This window comes from Variovorax cryoconiti, assembly GCF_051216395.1.
GTDB lineage: Bacteria > Pseudomonadota > Gammaproteobacteria > Burkholderiales > Burkholderiaceae_C > Variovorax.
The window spans coordinates 229,902-250,031 of the sequence record NZ_JBPJZI010000002.1; the positions used below are offsets into that span (position 1 = coordinate 229,902).

20 protein-coding genes are annotated in these 20,130 nt (G+C 67.9%); 9 read left to right on the forward strand and 11 right to left on the reverse strand.

All coding sequences use genetic code 11. The features are described 5' to 3' along the window. Nucleotides 1-21: 21 nt before the first annotated feature. The 9 genes from gspD to gspG form a co-directional block, all read right to left on the reverse strand. Complete coding sequence (gene gspD, locus ACSFA2_RS05805; protein ID WP_435454368.1) at nucleotides 22-2,295, reverse strand: type II secretion system secretin GspD; 2,274 nt, start codon at nucleotides 2,293-2,295, stop codon at nucleotides 22-24. A 2-nt stretch (nucleotides 2,296-2,297) separates the two neighbouring features. After that, nucleotides 2,298-3,095, reverse strand: coding sequence for a type II secretion system protein N (gene gspN, locus ACSFA2_RS05810; protein ID WP_435454369.1), 798 nt, complete (start codon nucleotides 3,093-3,095; stop codon nucleotides 2,298-2,300). Between the two features lie 6 nt (nucleotides 3,096-3,101). Then, nucleotides 3,102-3,719, reverse strand: coding sequence for a type II secretion system protein GspM (gene gspM, locus ACSFA2_RS05815; RefSeq protein ID WP_435454370.1), 618 nt, complete (start codon nucleotides 3,717-3,719; stop codon nucleotides 3,102-3,104). Further along, nucleotides 3,716-4,921 (reverse strand): type II secretion system protein GspL, encoded by a 1,206-nt coding sequence (gspL, locus tag ACSFA2_RS05820; protein ID WP_435454371.1) that lies wholly within the window; start codon nucleotides 4,919-4,921, stop codon nucleotides 3,716-3,718. The genes gspM and gspL overlap by 4 nt, the downstream gene beginning before the upstream one ends. 122 nt (nucleotides 4,922-5,043) lie before the next feature. Further along, complete coding sequence (gene gspK / locus ACSFA2_RS05825) at nucleotides 5,044-6,084, reverse strand: type II secretion system minor pseudopilin GspK (protein ID WP_435454992.1); 1,041 nt, start codon at nucleotides 6,082-6,084, stop codon at nucleotides 5,044-5,046. Between the two features lie 2 nt (nucleotides 6,085-6,086). Next, the gene (locus tag ACSFA2_RS05830) at nucleotides 6,087-6,734 is read right to left on the reverse strand and encodes a PulJ/GspJ family protein (RefSeq protein WP_435454372.1); all 648 of its coding nucleotides are present in this window, start codon (nucleotides 6,732-6,734) and stop codon (nucleotides 6,087-6,089) included. Nucleotide 6,735: 1 nt separating this feature from the next. After that, nucleotides 6,736-7,098, reverse strand: a complete 363-nt coding sequence (gspI, locus tag ACSFA2_RS05835) for a type II secretion system minor pseudopilin GspI (RefSeq protein WP_435454373.1) — start codon at nucleotides 7,096-7,098, stop codon at nucleotides 6,736-6,738. Further along, entirely contained in the window at nucleotides 7,095-7,598 is a 504-nt protein-coding gene (locus ACSFA2_RS05840) for a prepilin-type N-terminal cleavage/methylation domain-containing protein (RefSeq protein WP_435454374.1), read from the reverse strand. Before ACSFA2_RS05840 ends, gspI begins: the two co-directional genes overlap by 4 nt. Then, entirely contained in the window at nucleotides 7,573-8,013 is a 441-nt protein-coding gene (gene gspG, locus ACSFA2_RS05845; RefSeq protein ID WP_435454375.1) for a type II secretion system major pseudopilin GspG, read from the reverse strand. Before gspG ends, ACSFA2_RS05840 begins: the two co-directional genes overlap by 26 nt. 76 nt (nucleotides 8,014-8,089) lie before the next feature. Here gspG and ACSFA2_RS05850 point away from each other — a divergent pair, with 76 nt between their 5' ends. Next, nucleotides 8,090-8,581: a type II secretion system protein N gene (locus ACSFA2_RS05850; protein WP_435454376.1), complete on the forward strand. Its 492-nt coding sequence runs from the start codon at nucleotides 8,090-8,092 to the stop codon at nucleotides 8,579-8,581. Between the two features lie 18 nt (nucleotides 8,582-8,599). Here ACSFA2_RS05850 and ilvA read toward each other — a convergent pair whose 3' ends face one another. Next, on the reverse strand, nucleotides 8,600-10,153 hold the full coding sequence (gene ilvA / locus ACSFA2_RS05855) for a threonine ammonia-lyase, biosynthetic (protein WP_435454377.1): 1,554 nt from the start codon (nucleotides 10,151-10,153) through the stop codon (nucleotides 8,600-8,602). A 249-nt stretch (nucleotides 10,154-10,402) separates the two neighbouring features. Here ilvA and ACSFA2_RS05860 point away from each other — a divergent pair, with 249 nt between their 5' ends. Next, entirely contained in the window at nucleotides 10,403-10,852 is a 450-nt protein-coding gene (locus ACSFA2_RS05860) for an OsmC family protein (RefSeq protein WP_435454378.1), read from the forward strand. A gap of 9 nt (nucleotides 10,853-10,861) precedes the next feature. Here ACSFA2_RS05860 and coq7 read toward each other — a convergent pair whose 3' ends face one another. Further along, nucleotides 10,862-11,491, reverse strand: a complete 630-nt coding sequence (coq7, locus tag ACSFA2_RS05865) for a 2-polyprenyl-3-methyl-6-methoxy-1,4-benzoquinone monooxygenase (RefSeq protein WP_435454379.1) — start codon at nucleotides 11,489-11,491, stop codon at nucleotides 10,862-10,864. A 272-nt stretch (nucleotides 11,492-11,763) separates the two neighbouring features. Between coq7 and ACSFA2_RS05870 the strand changes: the two genes are divergently transcribed. The 7 genes from ACSFA2_RS05870 (at nucleotide 11,764) to ACSFA2_RS05900 (ending at nucleotide 20,106) form a co-directional block, all read left to right on the forward strand. Continuing rightward, nucleotides 11,764-12,969, forward strand: coding sequence for a porin (locus tag ACSFA2_RS05870; protein ID WP_435454380.1), 1,206 nt, complete (start codon nucleotides 11,764-11,766; stop codon nucleotides 12,967-12,969). Between the two features lie 220 nt (nucleotides 12,970-13,189). After that, a complete protein-coding gene (locus ACSFA2_RS05875) occupies nucleotides 13,190-14,170 on the forward strand; it encodes an ABC transporter permease (RefSeq protein ID WP_435454381.1) in 981 nt (326 codons plus the stop codon). After that, nucleotides 14,170-15,393 carry a M20 aminoacylase family protein gene (locus ACSFA2_RS05880; protein ID WP_435454382.1) on the forward strand — a complete coding sequence of 408 codons (1,224 nt, stop codon included), beginning with the start codon at nucleotides 14,170-14,172 and terminating at the stop codon, nucleotides 15,391-15,393. Before ACSFA2_RS05875 ends, ACSFA2_RS05880 begins: the two co-directional genes overlap by 1 nt. Nucleotides 15,394-15,427: 34 nt before the next feature. After that, a complete protein-coding gene (locus ACSFA2_RS05885) occupies nucleotides 15,428-17,011 on the forward strand; it encodes an ABC transporter substrate-binding protein (protein WP_435454383.1) in 1,584 nt (527 codons plus the stop codon). A 151-nt stretch (nucleotides 17,012-17,162) separates the two neighbouring features. After that, nucleotides 17,163-18,074, forward strand: coding sequence for an ABC transporter permease (locus ACSFA2_RS05890; protein WP_435454384.1), 912 nt, complete (start codon nucleotides 17,163-17,165; stop codon nucleotides 18,072-18,074). Then, on the forward strand, nucleotides 18,074-19,081 hold the full coding sequence (locus tag ACSFA2_RS05895) for an ABC transporter ATP-binding protein (protein ID WP_435454385.1): 1,008 nt from the start codon (nucleotides 18,074-18,076) through the stop codon (nucleotides 19,079-19,081). The genes ACSFA2_RS05890 and ACSFA2_RS05895 overlap by 1 nt, the downstream gene beginning before the upstream one ends. Continuing rightward, nucleotides 19,078-20,106 carry an ABC transporter ATP-binding protein gene (locus ACSFA2_RS05900; protein WP_435454386.1) on the forward strand — a complete coding sequence of 343 codons (1,029 nt, stop codon included), beginning with the start codon at nucleotides 19,078-19,080 and terminating at the stop codon, nucleotides 20,104-20,106. Before ACSFA2_RS05895 ends, ACSFA2_RS05900 begins: the two co-directional genes overlap by 4 nt. Nucleotides 20,107-20,130 lie beyond the last annotated feature (24 nt).

Below are 20,130 nucleotides of genomic sequence, written 5' to 3' on the forward strand. Positions count from 1 at the left end.
GGGTGTGGGCTCTCGGCGTTCTCAGGGCAGTTCGCGGCGGCTCGTGGGGTCGGCCGTGGGCGGCAGCGCGCCCCGGAGCGGACTGTTGCCCAACTGCGAACTGGCCGGTGCCAGGGGCGGCGGAATCAGGCGCGTGCCTTCGATGCGGCGGTCGCCACCGTCATCGGTGACCAGCGGCAGCGGCGGCAGGATGGCCGATTCGGGCACCGCCCGCATGACCACGTTGCTATCGGGCTGCAAGGTCTGCTGCATCGTGCGGATCGCGTCGTAGCGGTCGAGCGCGAAGGCGCTGGCGCTCTGGGCGTCGCGCATCACCACGGGCCGCAGGAAGACCATCAGGTTCGTCTTGTTGCGGCGGCGGGTTTCGCTCTTGAACAGGTTGCCCAGCACCGGGATGTCGCCCAGCAACGGCACCTTCTCGGTGCCGCCCGAATAGTCGTCCTGCAGCAGGCCACCGAGCATGACGATGCTGCCACTCTCCACCAGCACGTTCGACTCGATGCTGCGCTTGTTGGTGGTCAGGCCGTTCACGTCGGTGCGCGATGCCGGGTCAACGTTCGAGACCTCCTGGAAGATCTGCATCTTGATCGTGCCGTTCTCGTTGATCTGCGGCTTCACGCGCAGCGTCAGGCCCACGTCCTTGCGCTCGACGGTGGTGAACGGGTTGACGGTCGAGCTGCTGCCGTTGGTGCTGGCGTACTGTCCGGTGACGAAGGGCACGTTCTGGCCGATGATGATCTTCGCTTCTTCGTTGTCCAGCGTGAGCAGGTTGGGCGTCGACAGCACGTTGCCTTCGCCATTGCTTTGCAGTGCGCGTGCCACCAGGCCGAGCACGCTGACGCCGCCGACGGTGGTGCCCAGACCGATGTTGAAGCCACTCGACGGTTGCTGCGCCGTGCCCGTGCCCGATGTGGCCGAGCTCAGGTTGAAGATGTTGGTGCCGGCCAGGCTCGAGTTGTTGCCGACCGCGCCGGTGGCGCCGATGGCGGTCTGCCACTGGACGCCGAACTCCGCCGCCTTGTTCGCGTTGACCTCGATGATCAGGCTCTCGACCATCACCTGCGCACGACGTCCGTCGAGCTTGTCGATGACCGCGCGCAGTTGGCGGTACTGCGGCTCGGCCGCGGTGATGATCAGCGAATTGGTCGTCGGGTCGGCCTGGATCTGGCCGCCGGTGGACGGCTGGTTGTTGTTGTTCAGCGGTGCCGTGGCGGCGCTGCTGAGGCCGCCACTCAAACCCTGCTGGTTCTGGCTGAGGTTGGTGGGTTGCTGCTGCGTGGTGCCGGTGCTGGCGAGCGCATTGGCGCCGCCCGCGTTCGCCCCCGCGCCGCCCCGCGCATCGCTCGACATGGCTGCACGCAAGGTGACGGCCAGCTTCACCGCGTCGGCGTTCTTGAGGTAGACCACGTAGATGTTGCCGGCGTCGCCGTTGCTGCCGATTTCCGGCGCCCGGTCGAGCTTGGCGACCAGCGTGCGCACCAGCTGCGCGCGTGCCGGGTTGGCCGCGCGCAGGATCAGTGAATTGCTGCGCGGGTCGGCCAGCAGCGTGGTGCGGAAGGTGGCATCGGCCGTGCCGGGTGCAGCGGCCCCAGCCCCGGTGCCGCTGCCGCCTTCGACCAGGCGCGTGACGAGCGGCACCATGTCGGTGGCGATCGAGTATTTCAGCGGAATGACTTCGATGTCGGACGCGTTGGGCACGTCGAGCGCGGCGATGATGCGCGCCAGCCGGCGCATGTTCTCGGCGTAGTCGGTGATCACCAGCGAGTTGTTGCCGGGGTTCACGTTGATGGTGTTGTTCGGCGCGATCAGCGGGCGCAGCACCGGCAGCAGGTTGTTGGCGGCTTCGTAGTTGAGCTTGAAGACCTGCGTCACGATCTGGTTGCCGCTCAGGTTCGCGGCGGCACCGATCGAGGTGGTCACGGCGCTGCTCTGCAGCTTGGCGTCGGCTTCGGGCACCACCTTGTAGAGGCCGTCAGCCTGTACCACCGCGAAGCCCTGCAGGCGCAGCGCGGCGGCGAACTGGTTGAAGGCCGCGGCCGGCGCGATGGCGCGGTCGGTCTGCAGGTTGATCGTGCCCTTGACGCGCGGATCGACCACCACGTCGCGGCCGGTGATCACGGCCATCGTGCGCGCCACCGATTCGATCTCGGCATTGCTGAAGTTCAGGGTGATCGGCTCGCCGCGGCGCGGTGCGCCGTCCTGCGCGAAGGCGGGCGGAATGCCGGTCGTCAGCAGCAGCTGCGCCGCCAGAGCGACGAGGCGAAGGCGCGTGCCGAAGGAGGGGAATGGCTTCATGGTCAACCCAGTGTGATGAGCGAGCGCGCCCCCTGGCGCCGCCCGATGATGTTCAACAAGTTCGACAGTGCGTCTTCACGGCCCGGGGCCGCGCTGGCCTCGCCGTCGAAGCGCATGGCGCGGCCGTTCCAGCGGCCGCTGCCATTGAGCTGCAGGCTGCCTTCGCGCGTGGTGAGCAGAAGTGTCGGCGTCGGGCCGCCGTCGACGGTGATGCGGTAGCTGCCCATCGGCCGCAGCGTGGAGAGACTCGACGCGATGTCGGTCGCGTCGAGCGTGGCACGGCCGGTCACGCCGAGCTGGTCGCCCTTGAACTCCATGACCAGGCCCTGCGTGGCCAGGTCGAGCGTGCCTTCCGGCTTGAGCGTGTTCCACGGTGCGCCGAAGCCGCTGAGTAAGGCAGCCGGCCAACGGGACGTGCCGTCGCGCCAGTCGAGCTGGGCGCCACCGGCGCCGGGGCGGGCCAGCAGGCGAAGCGGTTGGGGCGCGCAGCAGGGCAGGCGCAGCGTCGCGTCGAGCGCGCCCCAGCGTGGGCGCACGGTCCAGTCGAGCGTGCCGGGCAGCGAGATTGATTCGGCACCGCTGGCGCCGCTGGAGAACACCACGCCGGCCGTGCCGTTCCAGACGGTGCCGCGTGCGTTGACCAACTGCAGCCGGTCGCCCGTCGCGCTGGCCAGCAGCGCGGCCAGCCAGCGAGCGGGTGCATAGAGCGTCAGCGCGATCGCCGCGCCGATCAGCCCGCCCAGCAACGCCCAGCGCCAGCCGTGGGCACCGGGGGATGGGGGAACGGAAGCGGTGGCCATCGGGTGTCAGCGCGCCGGCAGGTTCATGACGAGCGTGCCGTCCCAGCGCACGCGCGTGTCTGCTGCAGCGGCCGCCGCCGCTGTCGCAGCGGCCGCCGCATTGGCGGCACCCGGTCCGCTCGGGAAGGCGCCCGGCGCGCGCACCGGCGCTTGCGCGCCGCCCTGCGTTCGCGTCAGGTGCACTTCGCGCGGCACCGCCCGGGCATTGCCGCGCGCCTGCGCCAGCCATTGCGCGAGACCGTCGGCCGGCGTGGCGCGCAGCGTGACCAGCACGCCGTCGCCGGCGCCGGCACCGGCCACCTGGATCTGGGCGTTCGGCCCCAGGCCCTGGCGCACCGAGGTTTCGAGCGCGCGCAACGCGTCTTCGCGGTTGGCACGCGGCTGCGACTGCAGCGCCTTGGCCTGGATCTGCAGCGCGGACATCTGCTGGAGTTGCGCGTCGAGTTCCGCATGGGCGGCCGGCGCAGTGGCCAGCGTGCGCAGGGCGGGTGCCAGCGCGACCCACCAGACCAGCGCCAGCAGCACCAGCGTCCCGGCGATGACGACCATGCGCTGTTCGCGCGGGGCGAGCTCGGGCCACCACGCCTGCCAACGGGCTTGCAGGGCTTCGATCCAGGCGTTCATCGGGTGGCCTCGGCCTGTACCAGCAGCAGGTCGCCCTCGCTGCGCGCGTTGTAGCCGCGCGAGGCGAGCGTCGTCGACAGCGCATTGGTGTCGGCCATGCCGAGCCCCAGGCCGCGCAGCCGCAACTGGCCGGCGCTGTAGTCGATGGCGGTCGGCAGCTTGCCGGCCGGCAGGCTGACAGCCAGGGCCGCGAGCATCGGCTCGAGGTCGGCCGGGGAGATGCCGCCGGTGGCCTGCTGGAGGGTGGCGACTTCGCGTGTCATCTGCACCTGCGGTTCGTAGATCTGCACCGAGGGAAAAGTCTGGGCCAGGATGCTGCGGATGCTGCCGCGCTTGGCTTCGAGGGCGTTGCGCTCTTTCCAGGCCCAGGCGTTGACGCCGATGAGTTGCGCGAGCACCAGCATCAGCGCACCCCAGCGCGCGGCGCGCCACTGCGGCGCGCGCCACAGGGCTTGCGCAATCGCACCGAGCTTCTTGCCGGCGCGGGCGCGGCCGGTGGAGGCCAGGTCGAACTGCGCCAGGTCCCAGCCGGTACGCGTGGTTTCGAGCCAGCGCACCGCGGGCTTCACGATCGGCACGGGCCGACCCAGCAGGCGCTCGGCCTGCTCGGCCACGGCCGGCTCAGCCAGTGCATTCGCGCCTTCGGGCAAAGCGCCCAGGGTCGTCAGCACAGCGCTGTCGAGCGGCAGCGTGAGAACACCTTGCGCGTCGCAGACGGTGATGAACGCGTCGTCGGCATCGCCTGTCGCGAACACCATCGGCGGCGCGCCGGCCGGCTGCGGCGTGAATTCGGGAACGATGCGCGTGACGCGGCGGCCGGCCGCTTCGAGCGCCTGGACCGCGCCGCGCACCCAGGCGCGGTTGCACGCCACCACCCAGACCGGCTTGCCGACGGCGGCGTCGGGCTCGAGCGCGAAGTGCAGGCTGTCGGGTTCGTCGAGCAGGCGGTCTTCTAGCAGGCCGTTGAGCACCGCACGCAGCCGCGTCGCGCCGTTCAGGCTGCCCTGCGGCAGCGTGACCTGGTGCCACGACAGCGCCGCAGCGGGCAGCGTCAGCGTGACCTCGTCGCTGGTCGGCAGCAGCGAGGGCAGGGCGCTGCCGCGCGAACGGTACTTGCGCCCGTCGCTGGACCACATCACCCAGCCAAACTCGCCGCCGGCCGGGACCGGAGGGGGTGGGAGGGTGACGATCAGAAGCGGCATGGGATCGGTAAGAAGAAAGGGGTCGCCATTGTAGAAGTCGACGGCGCCGAAATGCTATGGACTTGATAGCGATCAAGGCAATCCGGACGGACCTTGGCAGGGTTTTTTAACTTAAAACTGTGTCAGAACGTTCGAGTTCCCGGTTTGCCGGGAGTCACCGTGGCGCCGGCGCCACGTTCGCGCCAGAGGATGGTCAGGTCGGTGCCGTTGCGCTGCACCAGCGAATGCTCGTCGACCCAGTGGTTTTCCAGCCGCAGGCGGCCGTGGACTTCGAAGAACGCGGTCGACACGCCGAGCGCCGTGGTGGTGATGGGCTTGGTGCCGGTGGCCGGGAATGCGTCGGCCGGCGACTTGAAATAGCCGCTGGCGCGTTGCAGCACCACGCGCCGTGCGCCGGCCAGATCGAGTTCGGGCACGGCCGCGAAGAGGGCTTCCGCGCTGGCGGTGTTGACGTTGAGTTTGGTCGTGTTCGGCAGCACAGTGGCGTAGGGTTCCAGCGCCGCCGCCGTGCTCGGCGAGACGCCCAGCCACACGATCTGCGCGAGCTGCTGCGGAATCAGCGGCGCCGTGCTGTCGTCCGTCGGCGCGGTGGCCGAGACGCCGCCGGTGGCGGGGTTGGCCGGCGCCGGCTTGGCGCGTTGCAAGGCGCTGCTCATGACCATGACCTCCTGCGTCGGCAGCCCCAGCAGTTCGAACAGCTTGGTGAACGATGCGACCGCCTCAGGCATCGGCTTGCCGTTCTCCACCAGGTTCATCACGTTGAGCTTGGACTGCGCATCGACGATGCGGCCCGAGAGGAAGGCATCGGGCAGGCCATCGAGCTCGTCGGCCGAGACGTTCTTGTCGCCGGCCAGGAAGCTCGTCAGCCGCGCTTCCTCGAGCGGAACCGCCCACGGCTCGCTCAGGTTGTCGGTGCCGCTGGTCGCGCTGCCCGACCGCCCGTCTTCCCGCAGGATGAGCCGTGACCAGTCGAGCGCGCCGATCAACACCCAGGCGGCCTGCACCCGCGCTCGCTCGGCCGCCTCGACCTCGGTCGCGCGCCACTGCTGCCACAACGCGCCGGCCGCGAAGGTGGCGACCAGCGTGACCGTGAGCATGGCGGCCAGCAGGGCGGCGCCGGCCTGACGGGCAGGGTGGGGGCGGTGCGTGCAGCGCGGGCGCATGGTCATGTCTTGGGCACCGCGGCGGTCGGCCGCACCCAGTCGCGGGTCAGCACACCGGTCAGGCCGGTGCCCGGCGGCAGGTTCAGCACCAGGCGGATGCCGTCGGGGAGGGCGTTCGCCATGCCGTCGGCATTGACCGCTGCCGTCCAGACGCCATTGCGGAAGTACAAGAGCTGCCAGCTTTCCAGCGGCATGAGCATGAGTTCGGCGCCACTGGCGACGGCGCCGCCGTCCTGCGCCCACGTGGCGGCGCGTTCCCAGGCCTGCTGCCAGTCGGCGCGCGTCGTGACCTCGGGCGACTGCCAGCGTCGCCATTGCGCGCCGGTGGCCGCATCGGTGCGCAGCGTCCATGCCACCACGACCACCGCGGGCCGGGTGCTGTCGCCGCTGCGGCGGGTGATGCGCAGCACGCTGCCGTTCCAGTCGATTGGCTGCAGCTGCGTGAGCGCGATGGTCGCGTCCAGGTCGGTCGCCCATTGCGACAGCGTGGTCTGCAGCGTGAGCACCGCATCGCCGCGCGCCTGCGTGACGGTCTGCGCGCGCGTCATGCCGTCCAGCCCGCGCCAGCTCATCAGGGCGAGCAGCGCCATGGCCGCGATGGCGACCATGAGTTCGATGAGCGTGAAGCCGCAGGCGTGATGTCGGCGCATATCAGTAGCGTCCTACCACGGTCGAGACCTGAAGGATCTGCGCCTCCGCCGCATCGCGCACGCGCACGTCGACGCGGCGGAAGTTGGGGTTGAGCGTCTGCGTGGTCGACACGGCCACCGTGAAGGCCACGTTGGCCTGCGTGCACAGCACGGTGCCGGTGCCGACCGCTGGCATCTGGCGCGCGAGCCGCGCCTTGGTCAGCTCGTTCTCGGCGCAGAGCTGCGCCAGCATCACGTCGGTCTGGCGCTGCGCATTGCGGGTGAGCGCCGACGTGGCCTGCGTGCCTGCGGCCAGCGCAATGGCGACGATGGCCAGCGCGACGAGCACCTCGATCAGCGTGAAGCCGGCGGCGCGGCGCGTCATGGCGCGACTACGGCAAAGGGGCGCAGGCCGTCGGTGGCGATGCGTAGCGTGCGCACCGGCAGGGTGTCGCTGGTCAGCAGCACCTGTTGCGGCGCGATGATCGGTTCCGGCCCCAGTTGCAGCGCTGGCAGGAGCCGGCCGTCGGCGGTTGCTGGTTGCGCGCTGATGCCCTCGGCCAGCCAGTCGCTCGGCAGCGTGCCCGGCGGTAGGCCGTCGAAGACGAAGGCGCGCGGGCCCTGCGGCGTCGGCCGCCAAAGCACGACGGTGCCGCTGGTGCGCGACTGCGCGCGGGCCGATTCGAGCAGGGCCGACAGCCGGTCCGCCTCGCGGTCGAGCGTCACCTGGCCGGAATCGCGCAAGGCCAGGCCGACGCCGGCCGTGGCCATGGCGATGATGGCAATCACCACCAGCAGTTCGAGCAGCGTGAAGCCGGCGCGACGGCGTCGTGTCGCGGCGCCGGCAGCCCAGGGATGTTTATTGCCAGCTGCCGATGTCGGCATTGTTGCCTTCGCCGCCCGGCTGCCCGTCGGCGCCGAGCGAGAGCACGTCGATCTCGCCCTTGATGCCCGGGTTCAGGTACTGGTAGGGGCGGCCCCACGGGTCGTTCGGCAGTTTCTCGACGTAGGGTTTCCAGTTGGGCGCGGCCGGGCCGTTGGTCGGCCGCGCCAGCAGCGCCTGCAGGCCCTGCTCCGCCGTCGGGTAGCGCTGGTTGTCGAGCCGGTAGAGCTTCAGCGCCTGCATCAGGTTGTTGACGTCGGTCTTGGCGGCGGTGGCGCGCGCGTCGTCGGCGCGGCCGATCACGTTGGGCACGATCAGCGCGGCCAGCACGCCGATGATGACGAGCACCACCATCAGTTCGATGAGCGTGAAGCCGCGTTGCAAAGCGCGTGCGAGGGGGCGGCGGGAGGATGGCATGGGCAAGTGGTGGCTGTCGTCTGCTGACATGGTGTTGTCGCCTTCGGGGGCGTTGGCTGCATGATAATCCGCCCTCATGACGCTTCCCTACGCTTCTCCGCGCTGGCCCGTGGCCACCACCACGCTGGGCCTCTGGGCCCTGGCCGCGGCGAGTGTCGTGTTCTGGGGCTTGCGGCTGGCGGCGCCGGCCGATGCGATGGTGCCACCGCCTGTGGCGCGCGCCCCGGCAGCGTCCATCGACCCGGCTGCCGTCGCGCGCATGTTCGGCGTGGTCACGGCAAAGACCGAGGTCGCTGCCGCGCCCGAGGCCGCGAGCCGCTTCTCCTTGCTGGGCGTGGTGGCCGACACCGCGCAGCAAGGCGCGGCGCTGATCGCCGTGGACGGCAAGCCCGCGCGGCCCTTCCGGGTCGGCAGCATGCTGGTCGAGGGCTTCGTGCTGCAGTCGGTCGGTCCGCGCAGTGCGGCGCTGGGGGGCAGCTTCGACGGCCCGACGGCGCTCACCTTGCAACTGCCGGTGCGCCCGATGGCGATTCCGGCCGCGCCGACGCCGGTCACCGCGGGCAGCTGAACCTTCCGGCCTGCAGGCTCAGGCCTGCAGGAACAGGCGGTAGGCCGGGTTGCCGGTCTCTTCCACGTACGGATAGCCCAGCGTCTTGAGGAAGTCCTCGAAGGCGCCGTGGTCGCTCGCAGGCACCTGCAACCCGACCAGGATGCGACCGTAGTCGGCGCCCTGGTTGCGGTAGTGGAACAGGCTGATGTTCCAGTTCGGCCGCATCAGGCTCAGGAACTTCAACAAGGCACCCGGCCGCTCCGGGAAGACGAAGCGCAGCAGGCGCTCGTCGTGCGCGAGGCCGGTGCGGCCACCGACCATGTGGCGGATGTGCTCCTTGGCGAGCTCGTCGTGCGTCAGGTCGATGGCGCCGAAGCCCTGCGCCACGAAGGTCTGCGCGATGGTCGTCGACTCGCCGCGCACGGTTGTCGTGAGGCCGACGAAGACGTGCGCTTCCTTCGCGTCGCTGATGCGGTAGTTGAATTCGGTGACGTTGCGCGACGCGCCGGGCAGTTGGCCCACCAGTTCGCAGAAGCGGCGGAAGCTGCCACGCGCCTCCGGAATGGTCACGGCGAACAGCGCCTCGCGTTCCTCGCCGACTTCCGCGCGCTCGGCCACGAAGCGCAGCCGGTCGAAGTTCATGTTGGCGCCGCAGAGGATCGCCGCGTAGGTTTCGCCGCGCGTGCCGTGCGTCTCGACGTACTGCTTGATCGCCGCGACGGCCAGGGCGCCGGCCGGCTCGACGATGCTGCGCGTGTCGATGAAGACGTCCTTGATGCCGGCGCAGACCGCGTCGGTGTCGACGGTGACGAATTCGTCCACCAGGTCGCGCGCGATGCGGAAGGTTTCCTCGCCGACCAGCTTGACCGCGGTGCCGTCGGAAAACAGGCCGACGTCGGACAGGGTGATGCGTTCGTGCGCCGCCACCGACTGCATCATCGCGTCGGAGTCGTTCATCTGGACGCCGATCACCTTGATCTCGGGGCGCACCGCCTTGATGTAGTTCGCCACGCCCGAGATCAATCCGCCGCCCCCGATCGCGACGAACACGGCGTCGAGCCGGCCCTGGTGTTGCCGCAGGATCTCCATCGCGATGGTGCCCTGGCCGGCGATCACATCGGGGTCGTCGAACGGGTGGACGAAGGTCAGGCCCTGGGCCTGCTGCAGTTCCAGCGCGTGGCCGTAGGCGTCGGAGTAGCTGTCGCCGAACAGTGCGACATCGCCGCCGAGCGCGCGCACCGCGTCGACCTTCAGCTGCGGGGTGGTCACCGGCATCACGACCACGGCGCGGGTGCCCAGGGTGCGCGCGCTGAGCGCCACGCCCTGCGCATGGTTGCCCGCGGAGGCGCAGATGACGCCGTTCGCCAGCTGGGCCGGCGTGAGCTTCGCCATCTTGTTGTAGGCGCCGCGCAGCTTGAAGCTGAACACCGGTTGCTGGTCTTCGCGCTTGAGCAGCACCGTGTTGTTCAGCCGGGCGCTGAGCGCGCGCGCCGGTTCGAGTGCGGACTCGACGGCCACGTCGTAGACGCGTGCCGTGAGGATGCGCTTGAGGTAGTCGGCGGGGGTGAGGGGCGTGGTGGGCGTGGGCATCGGGTGCCGATGATAGAGAGGCCCCCAGATCAGGCGCCAAAGAAAAAAGCCCCGAGTCTTGCGACTCGGGGCTAAATCCACCAATTGAGAGGGTGGAGGAGACAACCGGTGCGCACTCCGGAAAGTGCGCGATGAAATAAAGTATATCGACTGTTTGTTGCAATGCAACAAGCGGTGATGCTTTTCCCACACAGATCGCAGCGCCATCTGTGCGCAGCGCACGGTTTTCTTCTTGGAGTTCGCACACATATGGAATGCACAGTCAGCTGGACCGGCAACGCCGGAACCGATTCGTCCATGGGCTTCGTGGCCGAGACCGGCAGCGGCCACGTCCTGGTCATGGACGGCGCGCCCGATGCCGCCAAGCCACAGAACGGCGGCCGCAACCTGGCGCCGCGGCCGATGGAAACCGTGCTGGCGGGCACTGGCGGCTGCACGGCCTACGACGTGGTGCTCATCCTCAAGCGCGGCCGCCACCAGGTCGAGCGCTGCAGCGTCAAGCTGACGAGCGAGCGGGCCGAAACGGATCCAAAAGTGTTCACCAAGATCCACATGCACTTCACGGTGGCGGGCAAGGGCATCCCACCGGCGGCCGTCGAACGGGCGATCGCCCTCAGCCACGAGACCTACTGCTCGGCCAGCATCATGCTCGGCAAGATGGCGGACATCACCACCAGCTTCGACCTCGTCGAGCTCTGACGGCGTCGCTCAGACGCGGTGCGCGACGGTCGTCATGACCCGCGCCGCCATGCGCATCAGCGCTTTAACGGGCGGCGGCAGTTCGAGTCCGCCCGCGTCTCGGGCCTCGGCCGCATGGCGGGCTTCATCGAGCTTCATTTGCGCGACCACCGCGCGCGATGCGGTGTCGCCCGCCGGCAGCTTGGCCATGTGCCCGTCGAGATGGGCTTCCACCTGACGTTCGGTTTCCGCAACGAAGCCGAGGCTCACCCGGTCACCCAGCCGCCCGGCCACCAGGCCCAGACCGAAGGCGCCGGCGTACCAGAGCGGGTTGAGGCGAGAAGGGTGGGCGCCCAGTTCGTCCAGCCGCTGTCGGGTCCAGGCCAGATGGTCCGTTTCTTCGTCGGAGGCCGCCATGAGGTGCGCCCGCAGGGCCGGGTCCCGTGTCGCAGCGGCTTGGGCGGTGTAGAGCGCCTGGGCGCAGACCTCGCCCACATGGTTCACACGCATCAGGGCGCCGGCCTCCTTTCGATCGGCGTCGCTCAGCTTGCCAGGTGGGCCGCTGGGCAGTGGGGGCGGCCGGTTGGCGTGCGGCTTGGCAAACAGGGTCCGCAAGGCGGCATCGGCGGCGATCAGCATCGAATCGGGCGAGAAAGGCATGCCGTCATTCTGACCTGTGCACGCCTGCCAGCTTGATGCGCGGCTTTTCCGCAGCGCATGGGGCCGCCGCGGCGCCTGTTGCGGCTCTGCAACGAAACAGCCGGCCCTTTCGACATTTCAAGTGAATTCTTTTGCTCTGCTGCGACGGCTCTGGTGCAATAGCTACAACTTCCCAAAAGGAGGTTGGCCCGGGGTCCGGTGGGAGCACAAAGTGTCCAGCACAGTGAGCCCTCTGCACCGGAGCCCTATGTTTAACCTTGGAGAAACTTGCAATGAAAAAATCCCTAGTTGCTCTGGCTGTCCTGGCTGCTGCCGGTGCCGCCTCGGCTCAGTCGTCGGTCACCCTGTTCGGTATCGTTGACGCTGGCATCAGCTACACCGACGCAAAGACGAACACCGCGACCGGTAGCGTCAAGCAAAGCCAATACGGCCTGTCGAACTCGGGTTACAACTCGAGCCGTCTGGGCTTCCGTGGCACGGAAGACCTCGGTGGTGGTCTGGCTGCTGGTTTCTGGCTCGAAGCCCCCCTGGGCAACGACAACGGCACGATCTCCAACGCCGCCTTCTTCAACCGCCGTTCGACGGTGAGCTTGTCGGGTGGCTTCGGTGAAATCCGTCTGGGTCGTGACTTCACGCCTACGTTCTGGAACGACACCACGTTCGATCCGTTCGGCACCAACGGTGTTGGCACCAACATCATCAACATGGCTCACCCGGCTGATCCGGCTTACACGCGTTCGAGCAACAGCGTTGGCTACTTCCTGCCGCCGAACCTGGGTGGTTTCTACGGTCAAGCGATGTACGGTTTCGACGAGAACGTGCAGACGAACAACGGCTTCAACTCGCAGCAAGGTCGTTACGCTGGTGGTCGCTTCGGCTACGCCAATGGCCCGCTGGACGTCGCCCTCGCCTATGGTCAGAGCAAGGTTGTGGATCGCGCAGCTGCAGCAGCAGTGCCCGCCGCGTTTAACGCTGCCGGCGTGTTGACCACGCCGGGCTCGCTCGCAGTGGGCGCCCTGGAAAACAAGGTTAAGACGATCAACCTGGGCGCTTCCTACGACCTCGGCGTTGTGAAGCTGTTCGGCGAACTGTCGCAAGTTCGTAACGAATCCGAAACCACCGCCGGCACGACCAAGCCGAAGATCAACGGCTGGCTGCTCGGTGCGACCGCACCGGTGGGCCCTGGCCTGATCCGCGCCAGCGTCGGCCAAGCTCGCTACAGCCTCGACGGCGCCGGCGACGATCCGCGTGCGACGAAGTTCGCTCTGGGTTATGTGCACAACCTGTCGAAGCGCACCGCGCTGTACGCCACCGTGGCTCACACCTCGAACAAGGATGGCTCGCGTATCGTTACTGCGACCAACCTGAATCAAGGCAATGCTCAAGCAGCGACCACTGGCGCGTCCAGCGTTGGTTTCGCTACCGGCGAAGCCAAGAGCTCGAACGGCTACGAATTCGGTCTGCGTCACTCGTTCTAATCCCTGGCTGGCCTCGGCCAGCTTTGGTTGAAGAACCCAAGGTCGCCCGGCGAAAGTCGGGCGACTTTTTTTATGCCTGCACGCATGTGAAGGCGTGCTCCCACAATGGTGCATGCGCACCGCAACAGCTTGCGCTTGTCAACCGCGCTTGACCCGGGGGCGGGCATGGCGCTTGCTCGTTAGGATTCCTTCTTCCCTTTTGTTGGAACGCGCTCCCTGAATGCTTGCTTTTGTTCTCCGTCGCCTGTTCCAGGCCGCGATCGTGCTGGTCGTGGTGGCATTCATCTCCTTCCTGCTGTTCCAGTATGTCGGCGACCCTGTCGTCTTCCTTCTGGGTCAGGATGCCCGGCCTGAGCAGATCAACCAGCTCCGTGCCGATCTGGGCCTCGACCGGCCCTTCTTCGTGCAGTTCTGGCACTTCCTCTCCAATGCCGTGCAAGGTGAGTTCGGCCTGAGCCTTCGGCAAGGCGCCAAGGTGTCCCGGCTGATCGGCGAGCGCTTCCCGGCCACGCTCGAGCTGGCGTTGGTAGCCGCCGTTCTGGCGCTGGCCATCGGCATTCCGATGGGCGTCTACACGGCGCTGCGTCGTGGCACCTTCATGAGCCAGTTCTTCATGACGATGTCGTTGTTGGGCGTTTCGCTCCCGACCTTCCTTATCGGCATCCTGTTGATCCTCGTGTTTGCCGTGCACCTGGGCTGGTTCCCCAGCTTCGGGCGTGGCGACACCGTGCAGATCGGTTGGTGGAGCAGCGGGCTCTTCACGCGCGATGGCTGGCATCACCTGGTGCTGCCGGCCGTGACGCTGGCCATCTTCCAGCTCACGCTGATCATGCGGCTGGTGCGTGCCGAGATGCTCGAAGTGCTGCGCACCGACTACATCAAGTTCGCGCGCGCACGGGGCTTGAGCAACCGCGCCATTCACTTCGGCCACGCGCTCAAGAACACGCTGGTGCCGGTGATGACCATCACCGGCCTGCAGCTGGGCGGCCTGATCGCCTTCGCGATCATCACGGAGAGTGTCTTCCAGTGGCCGGGCATGGGCCTGCTTTTCATCCAGGCCGTGACCTTCGCCGACATCCCGGTGATGTCCGCCTATCTCTGCCTCATCGCGCTGATCTTCGTCGTCATCAACCTCGTGGTCGACCTGCTTTATTTTGTGGTCGACCCGCGACTGCGCGTCGGCAAGGCCGGGGGGCACTGATGCAGGCCGTACGCATCCGACCGGCGGGCCGCGCGTTCGCCCATATCGCCGAGTTCCATTCCGAACTCACGGCCCTGCGGCGTGAGCTGCACGCACATCCCGAGCTTGGCTTCGAAGAGGTTTACACCGCGGCGCGCGTGAAGGAGGCCTTGCGGGCCTGCGGCGTGGACGAGATCCACGAAGGCATCGGCAAGACCGGCTTCGTCGCCGTGATCCGCGGCCAGCAGGACACGCGAGGCGCCATGATCGGCCTGCGCGCCGACATGGACGCGCTGCCGATGACGGAGCACAACGACTTCACCTGGAAATCGGCGAAGCAGGGCCTGATGCACGGCTGCGGCCACGACGGCCACACGACGATGCTGGTCGGTGCCGCCCGCTACCTGGCCAAGACGCGCAACTTCGACGGCACCGCCGTGCTCATCTTCCAGCCCGGCGAGGAAGGCTTTGCCGGCGCCCGCGTGATGATCGAAGACGGGCTGTTCGACCGCTTCCCGGTGCAGTCGGTCTACGGCATGCACAACTGGCCGTCGATGAAGCCGGGCACCGTCGGCATCAACATGGGCGCGATGATGGCGGCGGCCGACCGGGTCACCATCGACGTCACCGGCCGCGGCGGCCATGGCGCGCATGCGTACCAGACGGTCGATCCGGTGCTGGTGGCGGCGCACATCATCACCGCGGCGCAGAGCCTGGTGTCGCGCAACGTGCGGCCGATCGACAGCGCCGTGCTCAGCCTGGTCGCGATGCAGGCGGGCGACCTCGGTGCCTTCAGCGTGATCCCCGGCAAGGCGACCCTCGTGGGCACCGTGCGCACCTTCAACCCCGAGGTGCAGGACCTGATCGAGCGCCGCCTGAGCGAGCTGTGCAGCGGTGTGGCGCTGGGCTTCGGCGCGAGTGCCAGCGTGCACTACGACCGCATCTATCCGGCCACCATCAACACACCGCGCGAAGCGGCCTTCGCGGCCGACGTCGCCGAGCGCCTGGTGGGCGCCGAGCACGTCGATCGCGACATGGAGCCGAGCATGGGTGCGGAAGATTTCTCGTTCATGCTGCAGGTCAAGCCGGGCGCCTACCTGCGCATCGGGCAAGGCGGCGCCGGGGGCGTCGGCAGCACCTCGCTGCACAACAGCCGATACGATTTCAACGACGAGATCCTGCCGCTTGGCGCGGCCTTGCACGCCAGCCTGGCCGAGCAGGGCATGCCGCTCGAGGCGACTTGATTTTCCTTTTTCCAACGCAGTCAGGAGTCTTTCCATGAAGTTCAAATCCACCGTGCTCGCCACCGCTGTCCTGTCTGCGCTGTGCGCGGCCAGCCTGTCGGTCGGTGCACAGACCATCCGCATTGCCAACCAGGGCGACGCGCTGTCGCTCGACCCGCATTCGCTGAACGAATCGCTGCAGCTGAGCACGACCAACAACGTGTATGAAACCCTGGTCGGCCGCAACAAGGATCTGTCCGTGGCGCCGGTGCTGGCCACGAGCTGGAAGCAGACCTCGCCGACCGTCTGGCGCTTCGAGCTGCGCAAGAACGTGCAGTTCCACGACGGCACGCCCTTCACCGCCGACGACGTGCTCTTCAGCTTCGCCCGCGCTGCCGGCGAAGGTTCGGACCTGAAGTCCAACACGACCGACATCAAGGAAGTGCGCAAGGTCGGCGACCATGTCGTGGAGATCGAGACCAAGGGCCCGTTCCCGATCCTGCCGGACGTCATCACCACACTCATGATCATGAGCAAGAAGTGGTGCGAAGAGAACAAGGCCACCATTCCGGTCGATCGCCGCAAGGGCATCGAGAACACGGCCTCGTTCAAGGCCAACGGCACCGGTCCGTTCCGCGTGCGTGAGCGCCAGCCGAACGTGCGCACCGTCTTCGTTCGCAACGGCACCTACTGGGGCAAGATCGAGGGCAACGCGCAGGAAATCATCTTCACGCCGATCGCCAACCCCGCGACGCGGGTCGCGGCCCTGGTGTCGGGCGAGATCGACGTGATGGAGCCGGTGCCCGTGCAGGACATCGCCCGCATCAACTCGAGCCCCAATGCCCGCGTGATCGCCGGCCCCGAGCTGCGCACCATCTTCCTGGGCATGGACCAGAAGCGCGACGAACTGCTGTATTCGAGCGTGAAGGGCAAGAACCCGTTCAAGGACAAGCGTGTTCGCCAGGCTTTCTACCAGGCCATCGACATCGTCGGCATTCAGCGCACCGTGATGCGCGGTGCATCGCGGCCCACGGGCCTGATGGTCGGCCCCGGCATCAATGGCTGGAGCGATGCGCAAGACAAGCGCCTGCCGCTGGACGTCGAGGGCGCGAAGAAGCTGCTGGCCGATGCCGGCTATCCGACGGGCTTCGAAGTCACGATGAACTGCCCGAACGACCGTTATGTGAACGACGGCCAGATCTGCCAGGCCGTCGCCGGCAACCTCGCGCGCATCGGTGTGAAGATCAACCTCGCTGCCGAGACCAAGGGCACCTACTTCCCGAAGATCCTGCGCCGCGACACGAGCTTCTACCTGCTGGGCTGGACGCCGAGCACCTACGACTCGCACAACGCGCTGACTGCGCTGATGGCCTGCCCGGACGACAAGACGGGTGCTGGTCAGTTCAACCTGGGTGCTTACTGCAATCCCAAGGTCGACGAACTGACCAAGAAGATCCAGTCGGAAACCGACAAGCCCAAGCGCGACGCGATGATCAAGGAAGCCTTCGACCTGCACACTGCGGACGTCGGCCACCTGCCGCTGCACCAGCAGACGCTGGCCTGGGGCGTGAGCAAGAAGGTGTCGCTCGTGCAGATGGCCGACAACTACATGCCTTTCAAGTGGATCAGCATCAAGTAACCACCCCCGGCTCCGGCGCACTGCGTGTCGCCGGACTCCCCCTCTAGGGGGCAACGCCAGCGGCCCGGCAGAGCCGGTTCCGCGGCGTTTCACGAACGGGCTTAGCTTCGCTCGCCATGGGGCAGGCGAAGCGGCCCTCTTAGCACTCACGATGATCAAAACACTCGCGCGCTGGGCCGACAGCGACGTCGGTTACAGCTTCCGCACCTCTCCCGTCGCCATGGTGGCGGCGGTGATCGCGTTCGTCTGCATCTTCTGCGCGGCCTTTGCCGGATGGGTGTCGCCGCACAACCCGTTCGACCTGGCCAAGCTCGAGCTCATGGACGCCCGCCTGCCGCCCGCCTGGTACCCCGAAGGCAGCAGGAAGTACCTGCTCGGCACTGATGACCAGGGGCGCGACATTCTCTCGGCCGTCATCTACGGCGCGCGCATCTCGCTGATCGTCGGCGTCGTGTCGGTGTTTCTCTCGGTCGCGGTCGGCACCTTGCTCGGGCTCATTGCCGGCTTCCGCGGCGGCTGGGTCGACTCGGCGCTGATGCGTCTGTGCGACGTGATGCTGTCCTTCCCGCCGATCCTGGTGGCGCTGCTCATCTCGGGCGTCGGCCGGGCCCTGTTCCCGAACGCCGACACCACGGTCGCGTTCGGCGTGCTGATTTTCTCCATCTCGCTGACCAAGTGGGTCGACTACGCGCGCACGGTGCGCGGCTCCACCATGGTCGAGCGCAACAAGGAATACGTGCAGGCCGCGCGCGTCACCGGCGTGGCGCCGATGCGCATCATGCTGCGCCACGTGCTGCCCAACGTGACCGGCCCCGTGATGGTGCTGGCGACCATCCAGATCGCGACAGCGATCATCACCGAGGCGACGCTGTCCTTCCTGGGCGTCGGGGTGCCGCCCACCTCGCCGTCGCTGGGCTCGCTGATCAGCACCGGCAACCAGTACCTCTTCTCCGGCGAATGGTGGATGACGGTGTTCCCCGGCCTGATGCTGGTGCTCATCGCGCTCAGCGTGAACCTGCTGGGCGACTGGCTGCGCGACGCGCTCAACCCGAGGCTTCGCTGATGACCCAACCCTTGCTCCAAGTCCAGAACCTGGTCGTCGAATTCCCCGGCCGCCGCGGCACGCTAAGGGCGCTCGACGACATCTCCTTCGACATCGCACCGGGCGAGATCCTCGGCGTGGTGGGCGAGTCCGGTGCCGGCAAGTCGCTGACGGGCGCCGCCATCATCGGCCTGCTCGAGCCGCCGGGGCGCGTCGCCGGCGGCGAGATCCGCCTCGAGGGCGAACGCATCGACCAGCTCTCGCACGACAAGATGCGCCACATCCGTGGCCGCAAGATCGGCGCGATCTTCCAGGACCCGCTGACCTCGCTGAACCCGCTCTACACCGTGGGCCGCCAACTGGTGGAAACCATCCAGGCCCACCTGCCGGTGAACGGTGCCGAGGCGCGACGCCGCGCGATCGGCCTGCTGCAGGACACCGGCATCCCGGCTGCCGAGCAGCGCATCGACCACTACCCGCACCAGTTCTCCGGCGGCATGCGGCAGCGCGTGGTGATCGCGCTGGCGCTGGCGGCCGAGCCCAAGCTGATCGTGGCCGACGAGCCGACCACGGCGCTCGACGTGTCGATCCAGGCGCAGATCATTCAACTGCTCAAGCGCATCTGCAAGGAGCGCGGTGCGGCCGTGATGCTCATCACCCACGACATGGGCGTGATCGCCGAAACCTGCGACCGCGTGGCTGTGCTGTACGCCGGCCGCATCGCCGAGATCGGCCCGGTGCAGGAGGTGATTCATCAACCGGCGCACCCGTACACGATGGGCCTGATGGCGTCCATTCCCGACATCGAGGTCGACCGCGAGCGCCTCAACCAGATCGACGGTGCCATGCCCCGCCTGAACGCCATTCCGCGCGGCTGCGCCTACAACCCGCGCTGCCCGCGCGTCTTCGAGCGCTGCACGCAGGAGCGGCCCGACCTGCTCAATGCCGGTGCCACCCGCGCGGCCTGCTGGCTGCACGACGCGCACGACCCGCACACGGCGCTGCACCGCACGGGAGCTGCCGCATGAGCGCCACGACGACGATGAACGCCTCGCAGGCCGGCGTGCCGCTGGTCGAAGTGCGCGACCTCGCCAAGACCTTCGACGTCTCGCCGCCCTGGCTCAACCGCATGATCGAGCGCAAGCCGAAGCAGCTGTTGAACGCGGTCGACGGCGTCAGCTTCGAGATCGAACGCGGCAAGACGCTGGCGCTGGTCGGCGAATCGGGCTGCGGCAAGAGCACCGTCGCGCGCCTGATGGTCGGCCTGTACGGCCCCACGCGCGGCGGCATGCAGTTCGACAACCAGGACGCGCACGCTGCCTTCAAGACGCCCGAAGGCCGCACGCTGCGCCGCCGCATCCAGATGATCTTCCAAGACCCGTACGCGAGCCTGAACCCGCGCTGGATCGTGGAAGACATCATCGGCGAGCCACTGCGCGAACACGGCATCCTGCAGAAAGGCCCGGCGCTCAAGCAGCGCGTGGGCGAGTTGCTGCAGTCGGTCGGCCTGAGCCCGCTCGACATGCCGAAGTACCCGCACCAGTTCTCGGGCGGCCAGCGCCAGCGCATCTCGATCGCGCGGGCGCTCGCCACGCAGCCGGAGTTCCTGGTGTGCGACGAGCCGACCTCGGCGCTCGACGTGAGCGTGCAGGCGCAGGTGCTCAACATCATGAAGGACCTGCAGCGCGAGCAGGGCCTGACCTACCTCTTCATCTCGCACAACCTCGCGGTGGTGCGGCACGTGGCGGACCAGGTCGGCGTGATGTACCTCGGCCGCCTGGTCGAGGTGGCCGACAAGAACATGCTGTTCGATTCGCCGCAGCACCCGTACACGCGGATGCTGCTCGACGCCATTCCGCAGATGAAGCACACCGGCCGTTCGCGCACGCCGGTGCAGGGCGAGGTGCCGAACCCGCTCAACCCGCCGACCGGCTGCACCTTCCACCCACGCTGCCCGCACGCCAACGCGCGCTGCAAGGCCGAGCGCCCGCCGCTGCAGATGCTGCGCGGCGTGAAGGTAGCCTGCCACGCAGTGGAAGAAGGCCGGATCTAGCCTCGGCCAATCAGGGTCTGCGGG

What these genes read in the sequence shown, in the direction of transcription:
- ACSFA2_RS05885 (WP_435454383.1), top strand. Translation starts at nt 15,428, where the DNA reads ATGAAGTTCAAATCCACCGTGCTCGCCACCGCTGTCCTGTCTGCGCTG.
- ACSFA2_RS05850 (WP_435454376.1), top strand. Translation starts at nt 8,090, where the DNA reads ATGACGCTTCCCTACGCTTCTCCGCGCTGGCCCGTGGCCACCACCACG.
- ilvA (WP_435454377.1), bottom strand. Translation starts at nt 10,153, where the DNA reads ATGCCCACGCCCACCACGCCCCTCACCCCCGCCGACTACCTCAAGCGC.
- ACSFA2_RS05870 (WP_435454380.1), top strand. Translation starts at nt 11,764, where the DNA reads ATGAAAAAATCCCTAGTTGCTCTGGCTGTCCTGGCTGCTGCCGGTGCC.
- ACSFA2_RS05880 (WP_435454382.1), top strand. Translation starts at nt 14,170, where the DNA reads ATGCAGGCCGTACGCATCCGACCGGCGGGCCGCGCGTTCGCCCATATC.
- coq7 (WP_435454379.1), bottom strand. Translation starts at nt 11,491, where the DNA reads ATGCCTTTCTCGCCCGATTCGATGCTGATCGCCGCCGATGCCGCCTTG.
- gspM (WP_435454370.1), bottom strand. Translation starts at nt 3,719, where the DNA reads ATGAACGCCTGGATCGAAGCCCTGCAAGCCCGTTGGCAGGCGTGGTGG.
- gspI (WP_435454373.1), bottom strand. Translation starts at nt 7,098, where the DNA reads ATGACGCGCCGCGCCGCCGGCTTCACGCTGATCGAGGTGCTCGTCGCG.
- gspD (WP_435454368.1), bottom strand. Translation starts at nt 2,295, where the DNA reads ATGAAGCCATTCCCCTCCTTCGGCACGCGCCTTCGCCTCGTCGCTCTG.
- ACSFA2_RS05890 (WP_435454384.1), top strand. Translation starts at nt 17,163, where the DNA reads ATGATCAAAACACTCGCGCGCTGGGCCGACAGCGACGTCGGTTACAGC.
- gspN (WP_435454369.1), bottom strand. Translation starts at nt 3,095, where the DNA reads ATGGCCACCGCTTCCGTTCCCCCATCCCCCGGTGCCCACGGCTGGCGC.
- gspL (WP_435454371.1), bottom strand. Translation starts at nt 4,921, where the DNA reads ATGCCGCTTCTGATCGTCACCCTCCCACCCCCTCCGGTCCCGGCCGGC.
- ACSFA2_RS05830 (WP_435454372.1), bottom strand. Translation starts at nt 6,734, where the DNA reads ATGCGCCGACATCACGCCTGCGGCTTCACGCTCATCGAACTCATGGTC.
- ACSFA2_RS05900 (WP_435454386.1), top strand. Translation starts at nt 19,078, where the DNA reads ATGAGCGCCACGACGACGATGAACGCCTCGCAGGCCGGCGTGCCGCTG.
- ACSFA2_RS05840 (WP_435454374.1), bottom strand. Translation starts at nt 7,598, where the DNA reads ATGCCGACATCGGCAGCTGGCAATAAACATCCCTGGGCTGCCGGCGCC.
- gspK (WP_435454992.1), bottom strand. Translation starts at nt 6,084, where the DNA reads ATGCGCCCGCGCTGCACGCACCGCCCCCACCCTGCCCGTCAGGCCGGC.
- ACSFA2_RS05895 (WP_435454385.1), top strand. Translation starts at nt 18,074, where the DNA reads ATGACCCAACCCTTGCTCCAAGTCCAGAACCTGGTCGTCGAATTCCCC.
- ACSFA2_RS05860 (WP_435454378.1), top strand. Translation starts at nt 10,403, where the DNA reads ATGGAATGCACAGTCAGCTGGACCGGCAACGCCGGAACCGATTCGTCC.
- gspG (WP_435454375.1), bottom strand. Translation starts at nt 8,013, where the DNA reads ATGCCATCCTCCCGCCGCCCCCTCGCACGCGCTTTGCAACGCGGCTTC.
- ACSFA2_RS05875 (WP_435454381.1), top strand. Translation starts at nt 13,190, where the DNA reads ATGCTTGCTTTTGTTCTCCGTCGCCTGTTCCAGGCCGCGATCGTGCTG.